Here is a 19,386-nt window from a genome sequence, read left to right as displayed (position 1 = left end):
CTACCTCGTCCTCGTGGTGCTCGCGCCCAGCCGCCGGTCGAGCGCATCCCCCGACCGCGCCGGAGCAGCGTGATGACCGACGTCGCACGGGTCGACCTTCCGCGTACCCTGCGCCCATGACGCGCGGCTGGGCCCGCCTCCGCCGACGCGGCCGACTCGGGACCGAGGCCGACCGCGCGACCTACCGCGCGCTCCACACGGCCTCGCTCGCCTCCCCCGCACTCCGCGAGGGGCTGACGGCCGGCAGCGCCGAGCGCAGCATCCGCCACCTCCGCACGCTCCTCGGTACGCCGGCGGCTGCGCTGACCGACACCGCGGTGGTGCTGGCGTGGGACGGCATCGGGCAGCACCACCAGGAGCACGTGACCGCCCTGGTCCACCGGGCGGTGGAGAACGGCGAGGTGACCGTGGGACACCTCGGGTCCTGTGCCGACCCCGGGTGCCCGATGCGCCACGCGGTGGTGGGGCCGCTGGTGGTCGAGGACGTGATCGTGGGGACCCTGGCCGTCGCGACCTCGGCCCAGAGCGGAGCGCTGGTCCGCGCGACCGACGAGGTGGCGCGCTGGGTGAGCGGCCAGCTGGAGCTCGCCCAGCTCGACGTGTCGCGCACGAGGCTCATGGAAGCGGAGGTGCGGGCGCTGCGCGCGCAGATCAGCCCGCACTTCATCTACAACTCCCTGAGCGCCATCGCGAGCTTCGTGCGCACCGATCCCGACCGGGCGCGGATGCTGCTGCTCGAGTTCGCGGACTTCACCCGCTACTCCTTCCGCAGCCACGGCGAGTTCACCACCCTGGCCGAGGAGCTGCGTTCCATCGAGCGCTACCTGCTGCTCGAGCAGGCCCGCTTCGGCGACCGGCTCGAGGTGACGCTGCGCATCGCCCCGGAGGTGCTGCCGGTCGCCGTGCCGTTCCTGTGCGTCCAGCCGCTGGTGGAGAACGCCGTGCGCCACGGCCTGAAGGGCCAGGAGGCCGGTCACCTGCGGATCGTGGCCCGCGACCTGGACCGCGAGTGCGTCATCGAGGTGGAGGACGACGGCGTGGGCGAGGACCCCGAGCGCGTGCGCCGCGCGCTCGCCGGTGACGCCGACCTCGACAGCGTCGGGCTGGGCAACGTCGACGCCCGGCTGCGCAACGCCTTCAGCGACGACTACGGCCTCGTGGTCGAGACCGCCCCCGGCGCCGGGACCAAGGTCACGGTGCGGGTGCCCAAGTTCGCCCCGGGGGTGCATCCGTGACCGTGAGCCCCCGGCTGACCGCCCTCGTCATCGACGACGAGCGGCCCGCCCTCGACGAGCTGATCTTCCTGCTGGGGCAGGACCCCCGTGTCGGCGAGATCCTGGCGGAGGACTCCGCGGCCGACGCGCTCCGCACCCTGCACGAGCGCGAGGTCGACGTCGTCTTCCTCGACATCCAGATGCCGGGCCTCTCCGGCCTCGACCTGGCACAGGTGCTGGCGCGCTTCCGCAACCCGCCCCCGGTGGTGTTCGTGACCGCCCACGAGGAGCACGCGGTCGAGGCCTTCGACCTCCAGGCGGTCGACTACGTGCTCAAGCCGGTCCGCGAGGAGCGGCTCGCGGAGGCCGTGCGCCGCGTCATCGAGGCGACCTCGCGGAGCATGCCGGGGGGCGACGAGCAGATCCCGGTCGAGCGTGCCGGCGTGACCCGGTTCGTGGCGCGCTCGGAGATCCGGTACGTCGAGGCGCAGGGCGACTACGCCCGGCTGCACACCGCCACCGACTCCCACCTGCTGCGTACCCCGCTGACGGCGCTGGAGGAGGAGTGGGCGGACGCAGGCTTCGTCCGGGTCCACCGTTCGCTGCTGGTCGCCCTCCCCCACGTCGACGAGGTGCGGTTCGACGGCAGTCGCTGCTCGGTGGTCATCGGTGGCGCCGTGCTCCAGGTCAGTCGGCGCCACACGCCCCACCTGCGCGAGGTCCTCAGCCGACGGAGCCGGTCGTGAGCGAGCGGCCGCCGGCGCGGGTCCGGGTCACGGGGCCGACGCGGCGCCCCACGTCGCGGGTTCCCGCACCGCGACGCGACCACATCGACGCCGAGACCCGGCTGGGCGAGATCTACCTCAGCTCGTTGGTGCGCGAGCAGCTGCGGCTCGCCGCCCTCTCCCTGCTCGCGCTGGGCCTGGTCGCGGCGCTGCCGGTGCTGTTCTGGCTGGCTCCCGGGCTCGGGGAGGTCCGCTGGTTCGGGGTCCCGCTGCCCTGGTGGGTGCTGGGGTTCGCCGTCTACCCCTTCCTGGTGCTGATCGGCTGGTCCTACGTCCGGGCCGCCGAGCGCAACGAGGACGACTTCGTCGACCTGGTCGAGACGACGGAGCCGCGGTGAACGAGGCGCTCCCCGGGGTCGTCGCCGTCGTCGTCGTCACCGTGGCGACGCTCGCGATCGGCACCTGGGGACTGCGGTTCTCCCGCACCACGAGCGACTTCATGGTCGCCTCGCGCACCGTCCGCCCACGCCTGAACGCCTCCGCCATCGGCGGCGAGTACCTCTCGGCGGCCTCCTTCCTCGGCATCGCCGGACTCGTGCTGGTCCGCGGCACCGAGATGATGTGGTACCCCGTCGGCTGGACCGCGGGCTACCTCGTGCTGCTGGTGCTCGTGGCCGCGCCGCTGCGTCGCTCCGGCGCCTACACGCTCTCGGACTTCGCCGAGGCTCGGCTGCAGTCGCGCCGGGTGCGCGCACTGTGCTCGGTCATCGTGGTGCTGATCGGCTGGCTCTACCTGCTGCCCCAGTTCCAGGGGGCCGGGATCACCCTGCAGGCCACCATCGGCGCACCGCGCTGGTTCGGCGAGGTGGTGGTCCCGGCGGTCGTGCTGGTCAACGTGCTCGCCGGCGGCATGCGCAGCATCACCTTCGTGCAGGCCTTCCAGTACTGGCTCAAGCTGACCGCCCTGCTGCTGCCGCTCCTGGCGCTGCTCATCGTCTGGCTGGGCGACGGCGCCCCCCACCCGGTCGACGCCACGGGAGCCGGCCCGGACCCCACGGCCTGGGCGCTGCCCCTGGCCGGCGGCGACGGCCAGGGCCTCTACCTCACGTGCTCGCTGATCGTCGCGACGTTCCTCGGCACCATGGGGCTGCCCCACGTGGTCGTCCGCTTCTACACCAACCCCGACGGCCGTGCCGCCCGACGCACGACCCTCGTGGTGCTGACGTTGCTCGGCCTCTTCTACCTGCTGCCCCCGGCGTACGGCGCGCTGGGACGGGTGTACGCCGATGCCCTGGTCCGCGAGGGACGCAGCGACGTGCTGGTGCTCGAGCTGCCCCGGATCATGATCCCCGGTCTGGCGGGGGACCTGTTGACGGCACTGGTGACCGCCGGCGCGTTCGCGGCCTTCCTTTCCACCTCCTCAGGACTGGCGATCGCGGTGGCCGGTGTCCTGGGCCAGGACGTGACCGGCCGCCCGGTCGGCGCTCGCCGGCTCAGCGGGGTGGCGGCCTTCCGTGCCGGCTGTGTGATCGCGATCGCCGTGCCGTGCCTCCTGGCGCTGCTCGTCCCCGGGGTGGGGGTGGCGCGGGCAGTGGGCCTGGCGTTCGCGGTCGCGGCCTCGACGTTCTGCCCGCTGCTGGTCCTCGGGATCTGGTGGCGCGGCCTCACCACGGCGGGCGCGATCGCCGGGCTGCTGGTCGGGGCCGGAGGGTCGGGAGCCGCGGTGCTGTGGAACCTCTCGACCCCACCGGGCGACCGGTGGGGGTCCGTGCTGCTGCAGCAGCCGGCGGCGTGGAGCGTGCCGGCCGCGTTCGTCACGATGTGGCTGGTCTCGGTGGCCACCCGGGCCCGCGTCCCGGTCGACGTGCACCGGTTCATGGTGCGGCTCCACACCCCCGAGCAGGTCCCGCTCGAGCGGGGTCAGCTCAGCGACTCACCGGCTGGTGGGTGACCATCTTCCGGACGGCCACCGCGGCGACGACGCCGCCGCCGAACACGAGCACCAGCCCGGGGCCGGGCATCCAGCCAGCGGTCCCGACGAGGCCGAGCACGTGCACGACCTGCCACACCGGCAGCGCCACAGCGACCAGGGCGAGCAGCGAGCCCTGGGCGATCGCGAGCCTCCGGGAGGGCACGAGGGCACCGGCGAGGCCCAGCATCGCGGCGTAGAACGTCCAGAGCCCGGCACCGCGCACCCCCGAGACCGTCCCCACCGCGGTGTCCAGCCACGGCATGAAGGAGCCCAGCGCCACCATGGCGACGCCCCCCAGGAGCTGGCGGCGACCCGGCCGCGGCTGCCGGCCCGTGGCGCGCGAGGTCGGGGCCGTCCCCGGGCGCGTCCCCGGTCCGCTGCGGTCTGCCATGCGGCGATGCTACGCAGCGGTGACGGCCGCGTCGCCCCCCGGCGCGGGGCCGACGCCGGCCGGCGTACGACGAACGGTGTCATCGGCACGACGAACGGTCGACCGGACGCTGAGGACGCATGTGCAGCGCCGGAGCGGCCCGCCGGGTCGCCGCCTGTCGCCCCGTGGGTGCCACTCGGCGCACAGGGTGACGGAGGTCACGTCGAAGCCTTGACCCGGCCCGTCGTGGTTGCTGTCCTCGGCGCAGGACCAGCCCGGACGACCAGGAGGACTGTCATGGATCAGAAGGCGCGCCAGGAGTACTGGCGCCGGAACCTGCGGCTCATGGCCGCACTGCTCGCGATCTGGGCGCTGGTCTCCTTCGGCGCCGGGATCCTGTTCGTCGAGGCGCTCAACAACATCAGCTTCCTCGGCTTCCCGCTGGGCTTCTGGTTCGCCCAGCAGGGCTCGATCATCACCTTCGTCATCCTCATCGCCGTCTACGTGTGGCGGATGGACGCGCTCGACAAGGAGTTCGGCATCGACGAGTACGAGCAGGAGGTCCACCACTCATGAGCCAGATCCAGACCTGGACCCTCGTCTTCGTCGTCCTCTCCTTCAGCCTCTACATCTACATCGCCTACGCCAGCCGGGTGAAGGACACCTCCGGCTTCTACATCGCCGGCGGCGGCATCCCGGCCCCGGCCAACGGCGCCGCGATCGCTGCCGACTGGATGAGTGCCGCGTCGTTCATCTCCCTGGCCGGCATCGTGGGGCTGTCCTTCAACGGCTACGGCGGCAGCGTCTTCCTGATGGGCTGGACCGGCGGGTACGTGCTGCTCGCGCTGCTGCTGGCGCCTTACCTGCGCAAGTTCGGCAAGTACACGATCCCCGACTTCGTGGGCGACCGGTACTCCGAGTCGGCGCGACTGATCGCGGTGATCAGCGCGATCGTCGTCTCCTTCGTCTACGTCGCCGGGCAGATGGCCGGCGTCGGCGTGGTGTTCCAGCGGTTCCTGGGCGTCGACACCACCCTGGGCGTCATCATCGGCATGGCGATCGTCTTCTTCTACGCCGTGCTGGGCGGCATGAAGGGCATCACCTGGACCCAGGTTGCGCAGTACTCCGTGCTGATCGTGGCCTACCTGATCCCGGCGTTCGCGGTCTCGGCGAAGGTGACGGGCGTCGCGATGCCGCAGATCGGGTTCGGTCAGATCCTCGACGAGCTGAACGCCCTGCAGGCCGACCTCGGCCTCTCGGAGTACACCTCGGCGTTCGCCGACATCAACATGCTCAACATGGTGCTGATCACGGCCTCGCTGATGTTCGGCACCGCGGGCCTGCCGCACGTCATCGTGCGCTTCTACACCGCCAAGAGCGTGCGTGCAGCGCGCTTCTCGGCCCTGTGGGCGCTGTTCTTCATCGCGCTGCTCTACACGACCGCACCGTCGGTCGCGGCGTTCAGCAAGCTGCAGATCATCAAGGACCTCGACGGGACGGCGCTCAGCGCGGTGCCCCGCTGGTTCAACACCTGGGCCGACGTCGGCCTGATCACGCAGGCCGACGGGAGCCCGATCTCCGACCTCGCCGCCGACGCGACGCTGCGCTACACCGACGTCGCGATCAACAACGACATCATCGTGCTGGCCTCCCCCGAGATCGGCGGCCTGCCCGCACCGATCGTCGGGCTCGTCGCGGCCGGCGGCCTGGCGGCAGCACTCTCGACGGCGTCGGGTCTGCTGCTGGTGATCTCCTCGTCGGTGGCCAACGACGTCTACTACAAGAAGATCAACCCGCAGGCCACCGAGGCCCGGCAGCTGATGGTGGGCCGGATCGCGATGGCCGGCGCCATCGTGGTCGCGGGCTACCTCGGCATCAACCCTCCGGGATTCGTCGCCCAGGTGGTCGCCCTGGCCTTCGGGCTGGCGTGTGCCAGCTTCTTCCCGGTGCTGGTGCTCGGCATCTTCTGGAAGAACTGCACCGCGGCCGGAGCCACCGCGGGCATGGCGGTCGGCCTGATCACGACGATGGCCTACATGCTCTGGACGATCGACATCTACGGGAACTCCGACGGCATCTTCGGGATCGCCGAGACCGGGTTCGGTGCGATCGGCATGCTGATCAACTTCGCCGTGACCATCGTGGTCTCCCAGTTCTCGACGAAGCCGTCCGAGGTGATGCAGGAGCTGGTGGAGGAGATCCGTTACCCCGGGCGGACCCAGCTGGTGGCCAAGCACGCCGAGGGCGAGCTGTAGGACCGACCACCACACCGGTGGTGTCGGCGGCGGGGTTCGGGGGGCCTCGCCGCCGACGGCGTTCCGGCCTAGTGTGGCCGGTGGCGCGACCCGTGCTCGACGACCCAGGAGAGAGTGAATGAACGACAGCTCAGCCGCCCTGTCCAACCTGATGCACGAGGAGCGCCGCTTCGAGCCGCCCGCCGAGCTGGCCGACGCCGCCAACGTCACCGAGGAGGCCTACGAGCGGGCCGACGCCGACCCCGAGGGCTTCTGGGCCGAGCAGGCCGAGCGCCTCGACTGGGGCCAGAAGTGGGAGCGTGTCCTGGACTGGGACGACCCCCCGTTCGCCAAGTGGTTCGTCGGCGGCACGCTCAACGCCGCGGTCAACTGCGTCGACCGCCACGTCGACGCCGGCCACGGCGACCGGGTGGCCATCCACTGGGTCGGTGAGCCCGAGGACGACACCCGCGACCTCACCTACGCCCAGCTCCGCGACGAGGTGTGCCGTGCGGCCAACGCCCTCACCGAGCTCGGCGTCCGCAAGGGGGACCGCGTCGCGATCTACATGCCGATGCTCCCCGAGACCGCCATCGCGATGCTGGCGTGTGCGCGGCTCGGCGCCCCCCACACCGTGGTGTTCGGCGGCTTCTCCGCCGATGCGCTCGCGAGCCGGGTGGTCGACTGCGGTGCCTCGGTCGTCATCACCGCCGACGGCGGCTACCGCCGTGGCGCTCCGTCGGCACTGAAGCCGGCCGTCGACGAGGCCGTTGCCAAGGCCGCCGACCAGGGCCAGCAGGTCGAGACGGTGCTGGTCGTGCGTCGCACCGGTCAGGACGTCGACTGGAACGAGGACCGCGACGTCTGGTGGCACGAGGCGGTGGACCAGCAGGACAGCGGGCACGAGGCAGAGCTCCACGACGCCGAGCACCCGCTCTACGTCATGTACACCTCCGGGACCACCGGCAAGCCGAAGGGCATCCTCCACACGACGGGGGGCTACCTGGTCGGCACGTCGTGGACCCACTGGGCGGTCTTCGACCTCAAGCCCGAGACCGACGTCTACTGGTGCACCGCCGACGTCGGCTGGGTGACCGGTCACTCCTACCTCGTCTACGGACCGCTCGCCAACGGCGCGACGCAGGTGATGTACGAGGGCACACCGGACTCACCCCACAAGGGCCGCTGGTGGGAGATCGTCGAGAAGTACGGCGTCACGATCTTCTACACCGCACCGACGGCCATCCGGACCTTCATGAAGTGGGGTGACGACGTCCCCGCGAAGTTCGACCTGTCCTCGATCCGCGTGCTCGGGTCCGTGGGCGAACCGATCAACCCCGAGGCCTACATCTGGTACCGCGAGACGATCGGCGCGGGCAAGGTCCCGGTGGTCGACACCTGGTGGCAGACGGAGACCGGCCAGATCATGATCTCGCCGCTGCCTGGAGTGACCCACGGCAAGCCGGGCTCGGCGATGAAGGCCCTCCCCGGCGTCGCCGCCGACGTCGTCGACGACCACGGCGAGTCGGTGCCCAACGGCTCCGGCGGCTACCTCGTGCTGCAGCGGCCGTGGCCGGCCATGCTGCGGACGCTGTGGGGCGACGACGAGCGTTTCAAGGAGACCTACTGGTCCCGCTACGCCGACAAGGGCTTCTACTTCGCCGGCGACGGCGCCAAGAAGGACGAGGACGGGGACATCTGGCTGCTCGGCCGGGTCGACGACGTCATGAACGTGTCGGGCCACCGGCTCTCGACCACCGAGATCGAGTCGGCGCTGGTCTCCCACGCCAAGGTCGCCGAGGCGGCCGTGGTCGGTGCTGCCGACGACACGACCGGTCAGGCGGTCTGCGCCTTCGTGATCCTGCGCGAGTCGGCGACCGACGACGAGGGCGCAGCCCCCGACGACCTCATCAAGGAGCTGCGCGACCACGTGGCCAAGGAGATCGGGGCGATCGCCAAGCCGCGCCAGATCATGATCGTCCCGGAGCTGCCCAAGACCCGCTCCGGCAAGATCATGCGGCGGCTGCTCAAGGACGTGGCCGAGCACCGCGAGGTCGGCGACGTCACGACGCTCGCCGACTCGACGGTCATGGACCTGATCAAGAAGAAGGAGGACGCGGGCTCCTCCGACGAGGACTAGCTCTCGTGGGTCCGCGGGGCGGGGGCGATGACCTCCGACCCCTCGGCCCTGCCCGGCTCGGCGTGCGGCTCGTCCGCGTGCTCCTCGTCGGGGAGCTCCTCGTCAGGAACCTCGCCCCCGGACATCAGCAGCACCACGCCGAGCACGGCGGCCAGCAGCGACCCGCCGAGGATGCCCACCTTCGCCTCGCCGGTGAGCAGCTCGTTGCCGGGGAAGGACAGCTGGGCGATGAACAGGCTGACGGTGAAGCCGATGCCCGCCACCGCACCGAGCCCGGCGACCATCCGCCAGGTGGTGTGCTGCGGCAGCCGACCGAGCCCGAACCTGACCGCGAGGAAGGCGGCCAGGAGGATGCCCACCGGCTTGCCGATCACCAGACCCGCGGAGACTCCCAGGGCCACGGCCGACTCGAGGGCCTCGCCCAGCACCCCGCCGCCCAGGGCGACGCCGGCGTTGGCGAGGGCGAAGAGCGGCAGCACGACGTAGGACGACACCGGGTGCAACCGCGTCTGGAGCCGCTCGACGACGGAGACCGACTCGTCGAGGAGGAAGCGCATCCGGTGGACCTCGTCGGCGTCGAGGTGGCGGTCGGCCAGCGCCCGCTGGGCGTAGCCGCGGGCCACGTCCTCGTCGAGCAGGGCCACGGCCGGGGTGAGCAGGCCGATGGCCACGCCGGCGAGCGTGGCGTGCACCCCGGACTCGAGGGTCGCGAGCCACACCATCAGCCCCAGGATCGTGTAGGCCCAGATCGCCCAGATCCGCAGCAGCCGCATCACGACCATCACGCCGAGCAGCCCCACGGCGACCGCGAGCCAGGTCAGGTTGAGGTCCTCGGTGTAGAAGGCGGCGATGACGATGATCGCGCCGATGTCGTCCACGATCGCCAGCGTCAGCAGGAACAACCGCGCGGCCGAGGGGATGCGCCGGCCGAGCAGCCCGAGGACGCCGACGGCGAAGGCGATGTCGGTCGCCATGGGGATCCCCCAGCCCGACACCCCGTCGCCGCCGCCGACGATGACGAAGTAGATGGCAGCCGGCACCACCATGCCACCGATGGCGGCCACGATCGGCAGCGCGGCGGTGCGCGGGTCGCGCAGGTCTCCGTGGACCATCTCGTACTTGATCTCGAGCCCGACGACGAAGAAGAAGATCACCATCAGGGCGTCGTTGACCCAGTGCTGCAGCGACTCGTCGAGGGTCAGCACCCCGAGGTCGAGCTTGATGTGGGCGTGCCAGAAGGCGTCGTAGCTCTCGGCGAGCGGCGAGTTGGCCCACACCAGCGCGATCAGCGCTGCGGCCAGCAGCAGCACCGACCCCGCGGTCTCGATCCGCAGGAACTCCCGCACCGGCCGCGCGACGTAGCGCGCCAGTGGCCGGTCGCTCTCGGTGTAGACGGGTCCCAGTCGCCAGATCTCGCTGGACCGGGGGCCCTCGTCATTGCGGGAGTCGGTCATGGGCGCCCTTTCGGCGTCGTCGAACGTGCTCACTCCTCCGCCGGTGGCAAGCACCCCGGCGGGCCGACCAGACTTCCCGGCTCACCGAGCGCCATCCTAGCGGGACGGTAGGGTCGGACCCGAGAGCAGTCGAGCACGGAGGATCCACACCCATGGCGCCCGAACCGGTCAGCGAGACCGACCCGACCATCGGTCGGCTGGTCGCTGATGCCAGTCGCGACATCTCCGGCCTGATCTCGAAGGAGATCGAGCTCGCGAAGTCCGAGCTCAAGGTCAGCGTCAAGGCAGGCGGCATCGGCGTCGGCCTCTTCGCCGGTGCCGCGTTCCTCGGCGTGCTCGCCGTCATCATGCTGTCGGTGGCCATCGCCTACCTGATCCACTGGAACGGCAGCGGCCTGTCCCTCCACTGGGCCTTCCTCATCGTGACGGGCTTCTACGTGCTGCTCGCCGGGGTCCTGGTGATGGTGGGCGTGCGCAAGGTCAAGCAGGTCCGCGGTCCGGAGAAGGCCATCGAGCAGGGGCGCGAGATCCCGAAGGCCCTCAAGGGACAGGCGTAGTCGAGCCCGCCTGAGCCGGTCAGCCGGCGCAGTCGCCGGTCGAGACCTCGTTGCTGCGGGACACCCCGGCAGCGGCGTTCCTGGCGACCTGCTCGGCCGTGAGGGCGTAGCCGGTGTCCTTGTCCTGGACCGAGGCAGCGAAGACGACCCCGACGACGTCGCCGGCCGAGGAGACGATGGGCCCGCCGGAGTTGCCGGGCCGGACCAGCCCGCGCAGCGAGTAGACCTCGCGGACCACGCTTCCGTCCCCGTAGATGTCGGGGGACCGGAGCCGCTGCTCGGCCCGGATCCGGCCCGCCTGCACGTCGTAGGGCCCGTCCTGGGGGTAGCCGAGGATCGCCACCCCGTCACCGGACGCGGCCCTGTCGTCGAAGGCCAGGGTGGGGGTGCCGGCGGTGTCCACCGCGAGCACCGCGGCGTCGGTGTCGGGGTCGTAGTGGACCACCTCGCCGCTGATGGTGTCGCCCCCGATCTCCACCTCGGGGTCCCGGACGCCCGCGACGACGTGGGCGTTGGTCATCACCCGCCCGTCGGCGTAGACGAAGCCGGTCCCCTCGACCCCGCGGCCACAGCGGTTGGTGCCGGTGATCTTGACGACGGAGGCGGCAGCGTCCTCGACGTCGGGGTCGCTCAGCAGCCGCTTGGGCCCGGGCCCGACCGGGACGATCCGTTCCGGCGCGAAGGGCTCGAGGTAGCGCGGGAAGAAGCTGCGCCCGACCACGTCGTTGAAGGCACTGAGGGCGTCGCTGGCACGCGCGGGCAGGACCCGGTCGACCTTGGCCAGCACCGTCGAGCTGCTCACCTGCCGCGAGATCCCGGGCAGGGCGGCACCGGAGACCGCCACGCCGAGGGCCCAGGCGATGATCAGCACCGCGGCGGCGCTCAGCGCGGCCCCGCCCACGGCGTCGAGCGCCCGCACCGGTTGCCACGTGATGCGGTCGCGGATCCGGGCGCCGGTGAACTGCATCACCGCCTGGCCGAGGGAGGCGCAGAGGATGACGATGAACAGCGCACCGAGCGAGACCAGCAGCGAGGGGTCGGCATCGCCCAGGGCGAAGGGCGCGAGCCAGACACCGAACAACCCACCCAGCAGCAGGCCGGCGGTCGCGAAGGCGCCCGTGATGAAGCCCTGCCAGTACCCGGACAGGGCGTAGGCCAGCACGAGCACGACCAGCAGCCAGTCGAGGAAGTTCACGGTCGGTCTCCGTCCCGGGAAGGGGGCGCCGCGTCGGTGCGGGTGGGTCCACCTTGCAGCATGTGGGTCGGCAGCTCACGCATCGGCGGGTCCGTCACCTCCTCGGCCATGCCGACGTAGTCGAGCAGCCGGGCGATGATCCCGGCGGTGAACCCCCACAGCACGAGGTCGCGTCGCTCGCCGATGAGGTAGCCGGGCCCGACCCAGCCCGAGGGGTGGCGGACCTGGACCCGGTGGTCGGGGCCGACGAGGTCGCGGATGGGTACCCGGTAGACGGCGTGCACCTCGTCGGGGTCGACCACGCCGACCGGGCTCTCGACCTCCCACCAGGCGAGCAGCGGCGTCACGGCGAAGTTGCTCGGCGGCAGCCACAGCTCGGGCAGCTCGGCGAAGACGTCGACGCCGTCCGGGTCGAGCCCGGTCTCCTCCCACGCCTCCCGGAGGGCGGCCTCGCGGGCGGTCTCACCCGGGTCGATGCTGCCGCCGGGGAACGCGATCTGGCCGGGATGGCTGCGCATGTGGTGGGCACGCTCGATCAGCAGCAGGTCGGGTCCGTGGTCGGCCTCCCCGAAGAGCATCAGCACCGCGCCGCGCCGGGGGTCGGAGTCCTCGGGGGGCAGGAACGCGGTCAGGTCGTGCACCGAGATGGAGCCGGCACCCTCCTCGATCGGCCGCAACCACTCGGGCCTCACAGCGCGATCCCGAGATGTTCGTCGACGAGGTCCAGCAGCTGCCGCTCCGACCGGAGCGCGATGAACTGGCGGTGGACGACCGTGCCGTCGGCGTCGACCAGGGCGAGGAACGGCATGCCCCGCAAGGGCGGGAAGGGGTCGGCGCCGTCGAGGGTGCTCTGGGGGTCGGCCAGCAGGGGGTAGGTCACGCCGGTCTCCAGGACGAGCTCCATCGCCGCGACGGCCTGCACGTCCTGGTAGTCGATGCCGAGGACCGACACCCGGTCGCCGTGCTGCTCGTGGAACCGTTGCAGGATCGGCATCTCCTCGCGGCACGGCTGGCACGTCGACTGCCAGAGGTTGACCACCATCGGTCCGCGCAGCCGGCTCAGGTCCACGGCCGGACCACCCCCCAGGCACGGCAACGTCACGGCCGGGAGCCCACCCTCGACCGGGTCGGCGTCGCCCGGCTCGCAGTCGGCCACGCCCGCCTCGGCCTTCAGCTCGCGCAGCTGGGGGGTGTCGACGGCGATCCGTGCCTCTCCGGGCGGTGGGGTCTGCGGCTCGGCGGAGCAGCCAGTCAGGACCAGCACGGCCACGGCCAGCGCCGCGGGAAGTCGGCTCATGCGGGGCCCTCGGTCCGGACCAGGGCCAGCGCCGCGGCAGGGTCGACCGGCCCCGCGCCGTAGGACGGGCACCAGCGGGCGACCGGGCACGCGCCGCACGCCGGCTTCTTGGCGTGGCAGCGACGCCGCCCGTGCCAGATCAGGTGGTGGCTCAGCATCGTCCAGTCACGCCGGGGGAACAGCGCGCCGACCGCGTGCTCGACCTTGACCGGGTCGGTCTCCTCGGTCCAGCCCAGCCGGCGTACGAGACGTCCGAAGTGGGTGTCGACGGTGATGCCGGGGACGTCGAAGGCGTTGCCGAGAACGACGTTGGCGGTCTTGCGACCCACCCCGGGCAGCGTCACCAGGTCGGTGAGGCGTGGCGGCACCTGTCCGTCGAAGCGCTCGACCAGGTCGGCCGAGAGCTTGAGCAGCGTCTCGGTCTTCTGCCGGAAGAAGCCGAGCGGCCCGACGATCTGCTCGAGGTGGTCGCGGGGTGCGGCCGCCATCGCCGCGGGGGTCGGGTAGGCGCCGAACAGCACCGGCCGCACGGCGTTGACCCGCCGGTCGGTCGTCTGGGCGCTGAGCACCGTGACCACCAGGAGCTGGAAGGGGTCGTCGAAGTCGAGCTCGCACCGCGCGTCGGGGTAGGTTGCGGCGAGGACGCGATCGATCTTGCGGGCGCGCCTGACCAGCGAGGTCCGGCCGGCCGGGTTCGCGGCCGGATCCGGGGTCTGGGTCGCCATGGCGGCAAGCCTATGCGTGGTCACCCACGCCTGCAGGCCCGGTCGAGTGGCGCTGTGACCTGCGCCACTGGATAGGATCGGCCCGACCCGAGGTCGACCGGCCCGGACAACCGATGGGGAGGACCCGTGGACAACGACGTACTCCGTCAGGCCCCGCTGTTCAGCGCCCTCGACGACGAGGCCGCCACCGCGCTGCGTACGTCGATGACCGAGAGCCGGCTGCGGCGCGGTGAGGTGCTCTTCCACGAGGGCGACTCCGGCGACAAGCTCTACATCGTCCTCGACGGCAAGGTGAAGCTCGGTCGCACCTCCAGCGACGGCCGCGAGAACCTGCTGGCCGTCCTGGGTCCGGGGCAGATGTTCGGCGAGCTCTCGCTCTTCGACCCCGGCCCACGCTCCGCCACCGTGACCGCCGTGACGGACGTGGCGTTCGCCTCCCTGTCCCACGACGACCTGCTGCGCTGGCTCGAGGGCCGCCCGGTGGTCGCCCGCGGTCTGCTCTCCCAGATCGCCAGCCGGCTGCGCAAGGCCAACGACGTCAACGCCGACCTGGTCTTCTCCGACGTACCGGGTCGTGTCGCCAAGGCCCTGCTCGACCTGGCCGACCGCTTCGGTCGCACGGCCGACGACGGCGTCCACGTCCACCACGACCTCACGCAGGAGGAGCTCGCGCAGCTCGTCGGGGCCTCCCGGGAGACCGTCAACAAGGCGCTGGCCGACTTCGCCTCGCGCGGCTGGCTGCGCCTCGAGCCTCGTTCCGTCGTGCTGATGGACGTCGAGCGGCTCACGCGCCGGGCCCGCTGAGGGCCACCTCACCGCCGACAGCACGACGCCGCCGACCCCTCGGGGCCGGCGGCGTCGTCGTCGTGGGCGTCAGGGGCTCCCGACGGGCTCCTTGCTGGAGCCACCCGCGGTGGTGCCCGGGTCGCCGTGGCCGTTCGACTCAAGCTCGGCGGCGACCTCGCGGGCCATCCAGAGCCGGCGACGGCGCTGGCGCTCGCGGCTCTCGGCCGTCAGCGCCTTCGCGGTGGCCACCACCATCAGCACCATGATGATGCTGAACGGGGCGGCGACCAGGATCGCCATCGTCTGCAGGGCGGCCAGGCCGCCTGCGAGCAGCAGCACGATCGCCACCAGGCCCTCGATGGAAGCCCAGAACGTGCGGCTCCACACCGGCGGGTCCAGGTCGCCGCCCTCGGCCAGCATCGTCACCACGAACGATCCCGAGTCGGAGCTGGTGACGAAGAAGATGACGATGAGCACGATGGCGATGACGGCGAGCAGCCCGGTGGCCGGGAAGCCGTCGAGCAGCTCGAAGAGGGCGGTGTTGGTGCTGACCCCCTCCTCGGCGTCGATCAGCCCGCCGTTGCCGAACAGCTCGCGGTGGATCGCGGCGCCACCGAGCACCGAGAACCACAGGAACGTCACCAGGGTCGGGACCAGCATCACGCCGAGCACGAACTCGCGCACCGTCCGCCCGCGCGAGATGCGGGCGATGAAGATGCCGACGAACGGCGCCCAGCTCATCCACCAGCCCCAGTAGTACGTGGTCCAGCCGGACAGCCAGGCGCTCCCGTCGGACCCCTCGAAGGGCTTGACGTCGAAGGACAGCCGCAGGAAGTTCTGCAGGTAGGACCCGATCTGGGTCACGAACTCGCTCAGCAGGAACACCGTCGGGCCCAGCACCAGCACGAACGCCATCAGGCCCAGGGCCATCACCATGTTGATGTTGGAGAGCAGCCGGATGCCCTTGTCGATGCCGCTGACCACCGAGGCGAGCGCCACGGCCGTGATGGCGACGATGAGGATCACCAGCAGCGCGTTGCCGGCTTCCTCGACGACCCCGAGGAACGAGAGGCCCGCGCCGATCTGGGTGACACCCAGACCCAGCGAGGTGGCGACGCCGAAGAGGGTGCCGACGATCGCGACGATGTCGATGACGTCGCCCCAGAACCCGAGGACCCGCTTGCCGAAGAGCGGCTCGAGGGCGTAGCGCAGCGAGATCGGGCGTCCCTTGCGGTGCACGGCGTAGGCGACCGCGAGGCCCACGACGACGTAGATCGCCCAGGCGTGCAGGCCCCAGTGCAGGAACGTGGTGTCGAGCGCGACCCGGCCGGCGTCCGCGGAGTCCGTCGCGGCCTCGGCGCCGGGCGGCGGGGCGTTGTAGTGGTTGAGCGGCTCCGCGACGCCCCAGAACACCAGGCCGATGCCCATGCCCGCCGCGAACAGCATGGCGAACCAGGACTTGAGCCCGAACTCGGGGTCCTCGTCGTCCTTGCCCAGCACGATCTCACCGGTCGACGACAGCGCGATCCAGAGCGAGAAGGCGACGAAGCCGGTGACGATGAGGACGTACCACCAGCCGAGGTCCTGCACGACCGTGGTGTTGGCGCTCACCAGCATCTCCTCGAGCCCCTTCGGGAAGATGGCCGCCACCAGCACGAAGGCGACCATCAGTCCCGCCGCGGGGACGAAGACCCGTGGTGACCGCATCCGCCCCAGCAGGCCTGACGACGCCTCCCCGGGTGGTCGTGCCGACCTGCTTTCTCGGACCTCGGACATGATGCTTCCTCCGCTCCGTGAGTGACTGTCTTTCGACAGTAGGGCAGTCCGGAGCGGAGCGCATGTCCGGGCTGAGCCGGCAGGCGCTGGGGGCGCGCCACCTGTTACCTGACCGTGACCGGGCTGTTACCGCTCGCCCCCGCGCAGGTGGTCGAGCTGTGCCCGCACCGAGAGCTCGGCGGCACCCCAGAGGACCGGGTCGACGTCGGCGTACACGATCTCCACGACCTGGCGGGGCAGGGCCGCGGCATCGGCGATCCCGCCCGCCCGGAGCTGCGCGACCGCGGCCTCGACCTGGGCGAGACGCTCCTGGCGGTGGCTGATGTAGTGGTCGAGCACCGCGAGCGCGTCGTCGACGACGGGACCGTGGCCCGGCCAGATCGTGCCGAGGTCGTGGGTCTCGGCGAGGGCGTAGAGCCGGTCGAGCGAGTCGAGGTAGGCACCGAGCTGCCCGTCGGGGTGGGCCACCACCGTGGTACCCCGTCCGAGGACGGTGTCACCGGTGAGCACGGTGCCCTCGGCCGGGAGCACGAACGACAGCGAGTCGGCAGTGTGGCCGGGAGTGGCGACGACGTGGACCTCGAGCCCGTCCACGGCGACCACGTCACCCTCTTCGAGCCCCTCCGACCCGAGCCGGTGCGCCGGGTCGAGGGCGCGGACGCCGCACCCGACCGAGCGTGCGAACTCGGCGGCGGCCTCGGAGTGGTCGAGGTGGTGGTGGGTCAGGAGCACCACCGCGACGTCGCCGGCCGCCTCGCGGACGGCGTCGAGGTGCCCGGGGTCGGCGGGTCCCGGGTCGACCACCACCGAGCGCGAGGCCCCCGGCTCGCGGAGCACCCAGGTGTTGGTGCCGTCCAGCGTCATCGGCGAGGCGTTGGGCGCGAGGACGCAGCGCCCGCGAGCGCCGACGCTGCCACCGGACCAGCTCATCGACCGCTGACCAGCGACTCGTAGCGGGGCGGGATGGAGAGCACGAAGCCGTCCGCGTCGGGGACCACCTCGGGGGTGAACATGTCGACGTCGCGCCCTGCCGACGCGGCCAGGACGGCATCGGCGTCCGCGTGCTGACCGACCTCGAGGCAGGTGAGGTACGTCGGCGGCAGCATCAAGATGTCGCCCGCATCGGCGGCCGCGACCGCGGAGAGCGCGGGCCGCCAGGCGACGGCGTCGGACTCCCGCGACACGTCGCGCGTCACCTGTCCCTCCGGGAGTCGGGCCACGAAGAACCACGTGCGGTAGCGCTTCGGCTCGAAGACCGGTGTCAGCCAGCCGGCCCAGGTGCCGAGGAGGTCGCTGCGGAGCACCAGTCCGCGCCGGTCCAGGAAGTCGGTGAGAGACAGCTCGCGCGCCTCGAGGGCGGCGCGGTCGTCCTCCCAGTCGGCCCCGGTCGTGTCGGCCACCACGGCGTCGCGATCGCCCGCGAGCAGGACCCCGGACTCCTCGAAGGTCTCACGGACCGCAGCACACACGAGCGCGCGGGCCATCGGCTCCTCGACGGCGAGCCGCGCGGCCCACTCGGCTGGCGACGGGCCGGCCCAGGCGACGGCGTGGTCGAAGTCGCGCGGGTCCACGCCTCCGCCGGGGAAGACGCACATGCCGCCGGCGAAGGCCATGGAGGTCTGGCGGCGGAGCAGGTAGACCTCCGGCCCCGTCGCCGGGTCAGTACCGTCGCGCAGCAGCACCACGGTCGCCGCGTCCCGGGGCTCGGCCGGGGTGGCCGACCCGTCGGCGTACGCCCTGGCCTGCTCGACCAGGTGCGGCGGCAGCGGCATCCGTTCCACTCAGTCCCGGACCTCGACGACGAGCTCGACCTCGACCGGGGCGTCGAGCGGGAGCACGGGGACCCCCACGGCCGACCGGGCGTGGACGCCGGCCTCGCCGAAGACCTCACCCAGCAGCTCGGAGACGCCGTTGGCGACCTGCGGCTGTCCGGTGAAGTCGGGCGTCGACGCCACGAAGCACACGACCTTGACGACGCGCTCCACCGCAGCGAGATCACCCACCTGCGCCTTGACCGCGGCGATGGCGTTGAGCCCGCACTGCTGGGCGCACTCGACGGCCTCCTCCGGGCTGACGTCGCCACCGACCTTGCCGGTCATCATCAGCTCCCCCTGCCGCATCGGCAGCTGGCCGGAGGTGTAGACGTGGTTGCCGGACCGTACGGCCGGGACGTAGGCGGCCACGGGCGCGGCCACCTCGGGCACGCTGAGCCCGAGCTCGGCCAGCTTCTCCTCGGGATGGGCCATGGCTCAGCCCTCCGTGGGGCGCTTGAGGAAGGCGATGAGCCCGCCCTGCGCGTTGCTCGTGATGGTCACCAGCTCCCAGCCGTCCTGGCCGAAGTTGTTGAGCATCAGTGCCTCGTTGTGGAGCGGAATCGGCGCCACCTGGTACTCCCACTTGGTCATGGTGGGGACCCTAGCCCGGAGGCGACGCGCGGCGGCACCCCGGCTCGTGCACCCCCCTCGGGCAGACTTCCGACATGAGTGATCGCACTGACGCCGCGCAGAGCCGTGAGGGTCGCTCGCGGCGCGGTCGTTTCGAGTCCTTCGTCGAGGCCGTCAACGGGCAGGTCAGCCGGGCACCGTTCTTCGTCTTCATCCTCGCGCTGCTGACCGTGTGGGTCCTCAGCTTCCCCTTGTGGCCGAGCATCACGAAGTGGGAGCTCGCGCTCCACACCGGGACGGCCCTGCTGTCACTCCTGCTGCTGGTGCTGCTGGAGAACGCCGGGCGGCGCGCCAACGAGGCTCAGCAGGAGAAGCTCAACGTGATCGCGGAGGCCCTGTCGGACCTCATGGAGTCGCGGGCCCGCGACGACGACGACCTCCACGAGTCGGTGCAGCGCCTCCGCGAGGCGGTCGGGCTGGAGGAGCGCCACTGACGGTGCACTGACCGACCGCCCGTCCCGACTTGAGCTCAAGCACCGTTGAGGTCCTAGCGTTCG

Annotated in this window: 21 protein-coding genes; 10 read left to right on the top strand and 11 right to left on the bottom strand. The window is 71.6% G+C overall.

Annotation, left to right across the window (positions count from 1 at the left end; all coding sequences use genetic code 11):
• The first annotated feature begins 116 nt into the window (after positions 1–116).
• From K6T13_RS01275 to K6T13_RS01260, 4 genes are read left to right on the top strand one after another with little or no spacing between them, the layout of a single operon-like run.
• A complete protein-coding gene (locus tag K6T13_RS01275) occupies positions 117–1,235 on the top strand; it encodes a sensor histidine kinase (protein ID WP_222896235.1) in 1,119 nt (372 codons plus the stop codon).
• Positions 1,232–1,960: a LytR/AlgR family response regulator transcription factor gene (locus K6T13_RS01270; RefSeq protein WP_222896234.1), complete on the top strand. Its 729-nt coding sequence runs from the start codon at positions 1,232–1,234 to the stop codon at positions 1,958–1,960. The genes K6T13_RS01275 and K6T13_RS01270 overlap by 4 nt, the downstream gene beginning before the upstream one ends.
• Positions 1,957–2,337 (top strand): hypothetical protein, encoded by a 381-nt coding sequence (locus K6T13_RS01265; protein ID WP_222896233.1) that lies wholly within the window; start codon positions 1,957–1,959, stop codon positions 2,335–2,337. The genes K6T13_RS01270 and K6T13_RS01265 overlap by 4 nt, the downstream gene beginning before the upstream one ends.
• Positions 2,334–3,890, top strand: coding sequence for a sodium/solute symporter (locus K6T13_RS01260; RefSeq protein WP_222896232.1), 1,557 nt, complete (start codon positions 2,334–2,336; stop codon positions 3,888–3,890). The genes K6T13_RS01265 and K6T13_RS01260 overlap by 4 nt, the downstream gene beginning before the upstream one ends.
• On the opposite strand, the gene K6T13_RS01255 is transcribed toward K6T13_RS01260, so the two are convergent.
• Positions 3,865–4,302 carry a hypothetical protein gene (locus K6T13_RS01255; protein ID WP_222896220.1) on the bottom strand — a complete coding sequence of 146 codons (438 nt, stop codon included), beginning with the start codon at positions 4,300–4,302 and terminating at the stop codon, positions 3,865–3,867. The two genes, K6T13_RS01260 and K6T13_RS01255, sit on opposite strands and share 26 nt — an antisense overlap.
• 276 nt (positions 4,303–4,578) lie before the next feature.
• Between K6T13_RS01255 and K6T13_RS01250 the strand changes: the two genes are divergently transcribed.
• The 3 genes from K6T13_RS01250 to acs all read left to right on the top strand — a co-directional run bounded on the left by K6T13_RS01250 (position 4,579) and on the right by acs (position 8,655).
• Entirely contained in the window at positions 4,579–4,857 is a 279-nt protein-coding gene (locus tag K6T13_RS01250; protein WP_222896184.1) for a DUF4212 domain-containing protein, read from the top strand.
• Complete coding sequence (locus K6T13_RS01245; protein ID WP_222896183.1) at positions 4,854–6,536, top strand: sodium:solute symporter family protein; 1,683 nt, start codon at positions 4,854–4,856, stop codon at positions 6,534–6,536. Before K6T13_RS01250 ends, K6T13_RS01245 begins: the two co-directional genes overlap by 4 nt.
• 118 nt (positions 6,537–6,654) lie before the next feature.
• Positions 6,655–8,655 carry an acetate--CoA ligase gene (acs, locus tag K6T13_RS01240; RefSeq protein ID WP_222896182.1) on the top strand — a complete coding sequence of 667 codons (2,001 nt, stop codon included), beginning with the start codon at positions 6,655–6,657 and terminating at the stop codon, positions 8,653–8,655.
• On the opposite strand, the gene nhaA is transcribed toward acs, so the two are convergent.
• Positions 8,652–10,109, bottom strand: a complete 1,458-nt coding sequence (nhaA, locus tag K6T13_RS01235; protein ID WP_222896181.1) for a Na+/H+ antiporter NhaA — start codon at positions 10,107–10,109, stop codon at positions 8,652–8,654. The genes acs and nhaA overlap by 4 nt on opposite strands.
• 152 nt (positions 10,110–10,261) lie before the next feature.
• Between nhaA and K6T13_RS01230 the strand changes: the two genes are divergently transcribed.
• A complete protein-coding gene (locus K6T13_RS01230; RefSeq protein ID WP_222896180.1) occupies positions 10,262–10,666 on the top strand; it encodes a phage holin family protein in 405 nt (134 codons plus the stop codon).
• A gap of 19 nt (positions 10,667–10,685) precedes the next feature.
• On the opposite strand, the gene K6T13_RS01225 is transcribed toward K6T13_RS01230, so the two are convergent.
• The 4 genes from K6T13_RS01225 to nth are packed head-to-tail and all read right to left on the bottom strand — an operon-like array spanning position 10,686 to position 13,883.
• Complete coding sequence (locus K6T13_RS01225; protein WP_222896179.1) at positions 10,686–11,861, bottom strand: MarP family serine protease; 1,176 nt, start codon at positions 11,859–11,861, stop codon at positions 10,686–10,688.
• Entirely contained in the window at positions 11,858–12,553 is a 696-nt protein-coding gene (locus K6T13_RS01220) for an NUDIX hydrolase (protein WP_249423881.1), read from the bottom strand. Before K6T13_RS01220 ends, K6T13_RS01225 begins: the two co-directional genes overlap by 4 nt.
• Positions 12,550–13,158, bottom strand: coding sequence for a TlpA family protein disulfide reductase (locus tag K6T13_RS01215; protein ID WP_222896178.1), 609 nt, complete (start codon positions 13,156–13,158; stop codon positions 12,550–12,552). Before K6T13_RS01215 ends, K6T13_RS01220 begins: the two co-directional genes overlap by 4 nt.
• Positions 13,155–13,883, bottom strand: coding sequence for an endonuclease III (gene nth / locus K6T13_RS01210; protein ID WP_222896177.1), 729 nt, complete (start codon positions 13,881–13,883; stop codon positions 13,155–13,157). The genes K6T13_RS01215 and nth overlap by 4 nt, the downstream gene beginning before the upstream one ends.
• Before the next feature lie 126 nt (positions 13,884–14,009).
• Between nth and K6T13_RS01205 the strand changes: the two genes are divergently transcribed.
• Positions 14,010–14,687, top strand: coding sequence for a Crp/Fnr family transcriptional regulator (locus K6T13_RS01205; protein WP_222896176.1), 678 nt, complete (start codon positions 14,010–14,012; stop codon positions 14,685–14,687).
• Positions 14,688–14,756: 69 nt separating this feature from the next.
• Here the strand turns inward: K6T13_RS01205 and K6T13_RS01200 are convergent, their stop codons facing one another.
• The 5 genes from K6T13_RS01200 to sp36 form a co-directional block, all read right to left on the bottom strand.
• Positions 14,757–16,445 (bottom strand): BCCT family transporter, encoded by a 1,689-nt coding sequence (locus K6T13_RS01200; RefSeq protein WP_222896175.1) that lies wholly within the window; start codon positions 16,443–16,445, stop codon positions 14,757–14,759.
• A gap of 126 nt (positions 16,446–16,571) precedes the next feature.
• The gene (locus K6T13_RS01195; protein WP_222896174.1) at positions 16,572–17,375 is read right to left on the bottom strand and encodes an MBL fold metallo-hydrolase; all 804 of its coding nucleotides are present in this window, start codon (positions 17,373–17,375) and stop codon (positions 16,572–16,574) included.
• Positions 17,372–18,217, bottom strand: coding sequence for an NUDIX hydrolase (locus tag K6T13_RS01190; RefSeq protein WP_222896173.1), 846 nt, complete (start codon positions 18,215–18,217; stop codon positions 17,372–17,374). The genes K6T13_RS01195 and K6T13_RS01190 overlap by 4 nt, the downstream gene beginning before the upstream one ends.
• A 9-nt stretch (positions 18,218–18,226) precedes the next feature.
• Positions 18,227–18,691 carry a RidA family protein gene (locus K6T13_RS01185; protein WP_222896172.1) on the bottom strand — a complete coding sequence of 155 codons (465 nt, stop codon included), beginning with the start codon at positions 18,689–18,691 and terminating at the stop codon, positions 18,227–18,229.
• A 3-nt stretch (positions 18,692–18,694) separates the two neighbouring features.
• Positions 18,695–18,850: a Sp36 family protein gene (gene sp36 / locus K6T13_RS01180; protein ID WP_222896171.1), complete on the bottom strand. Its 156-nt coding sequence runs from the start codon at positions 18,848–18,850 to the stop codon at positions 18,695–18,697.
• Between the two features lie 74 nt (positions 18,851–18,924).
• On the opposite strand from sp36, the gene K6T13_RS01175 reads away from it, so the two are divergent.
• Positions 18,925–19,323, top strand: a complete 399-nt coding sequence (locus K6T13_RS01175; protein ID WP_222896170.1) for a low affinity iron permease family protein — start codon at positions 18,925–18,927, stop codon at positions 19,321–19,323.
• The last annotated feature ends 63 nt before the right edge of the window (positions 19,324–19,386 follow it).

It is taken from the genome of Nocardioides coralli (genome assembly GCF_019880385.1).
GTDB classification, from domain to species: domain Bacteria; phylum Actinomycetota; class Actinomycetes; order Propionibacteriales; family Nocardioidaceae; genus Nocardioides; species Nocardioides coralli.
Note: the sequence above shows the minus strand (reverse complement) of the source record. Positions and strands in the feature narration are given on the sequence as shown.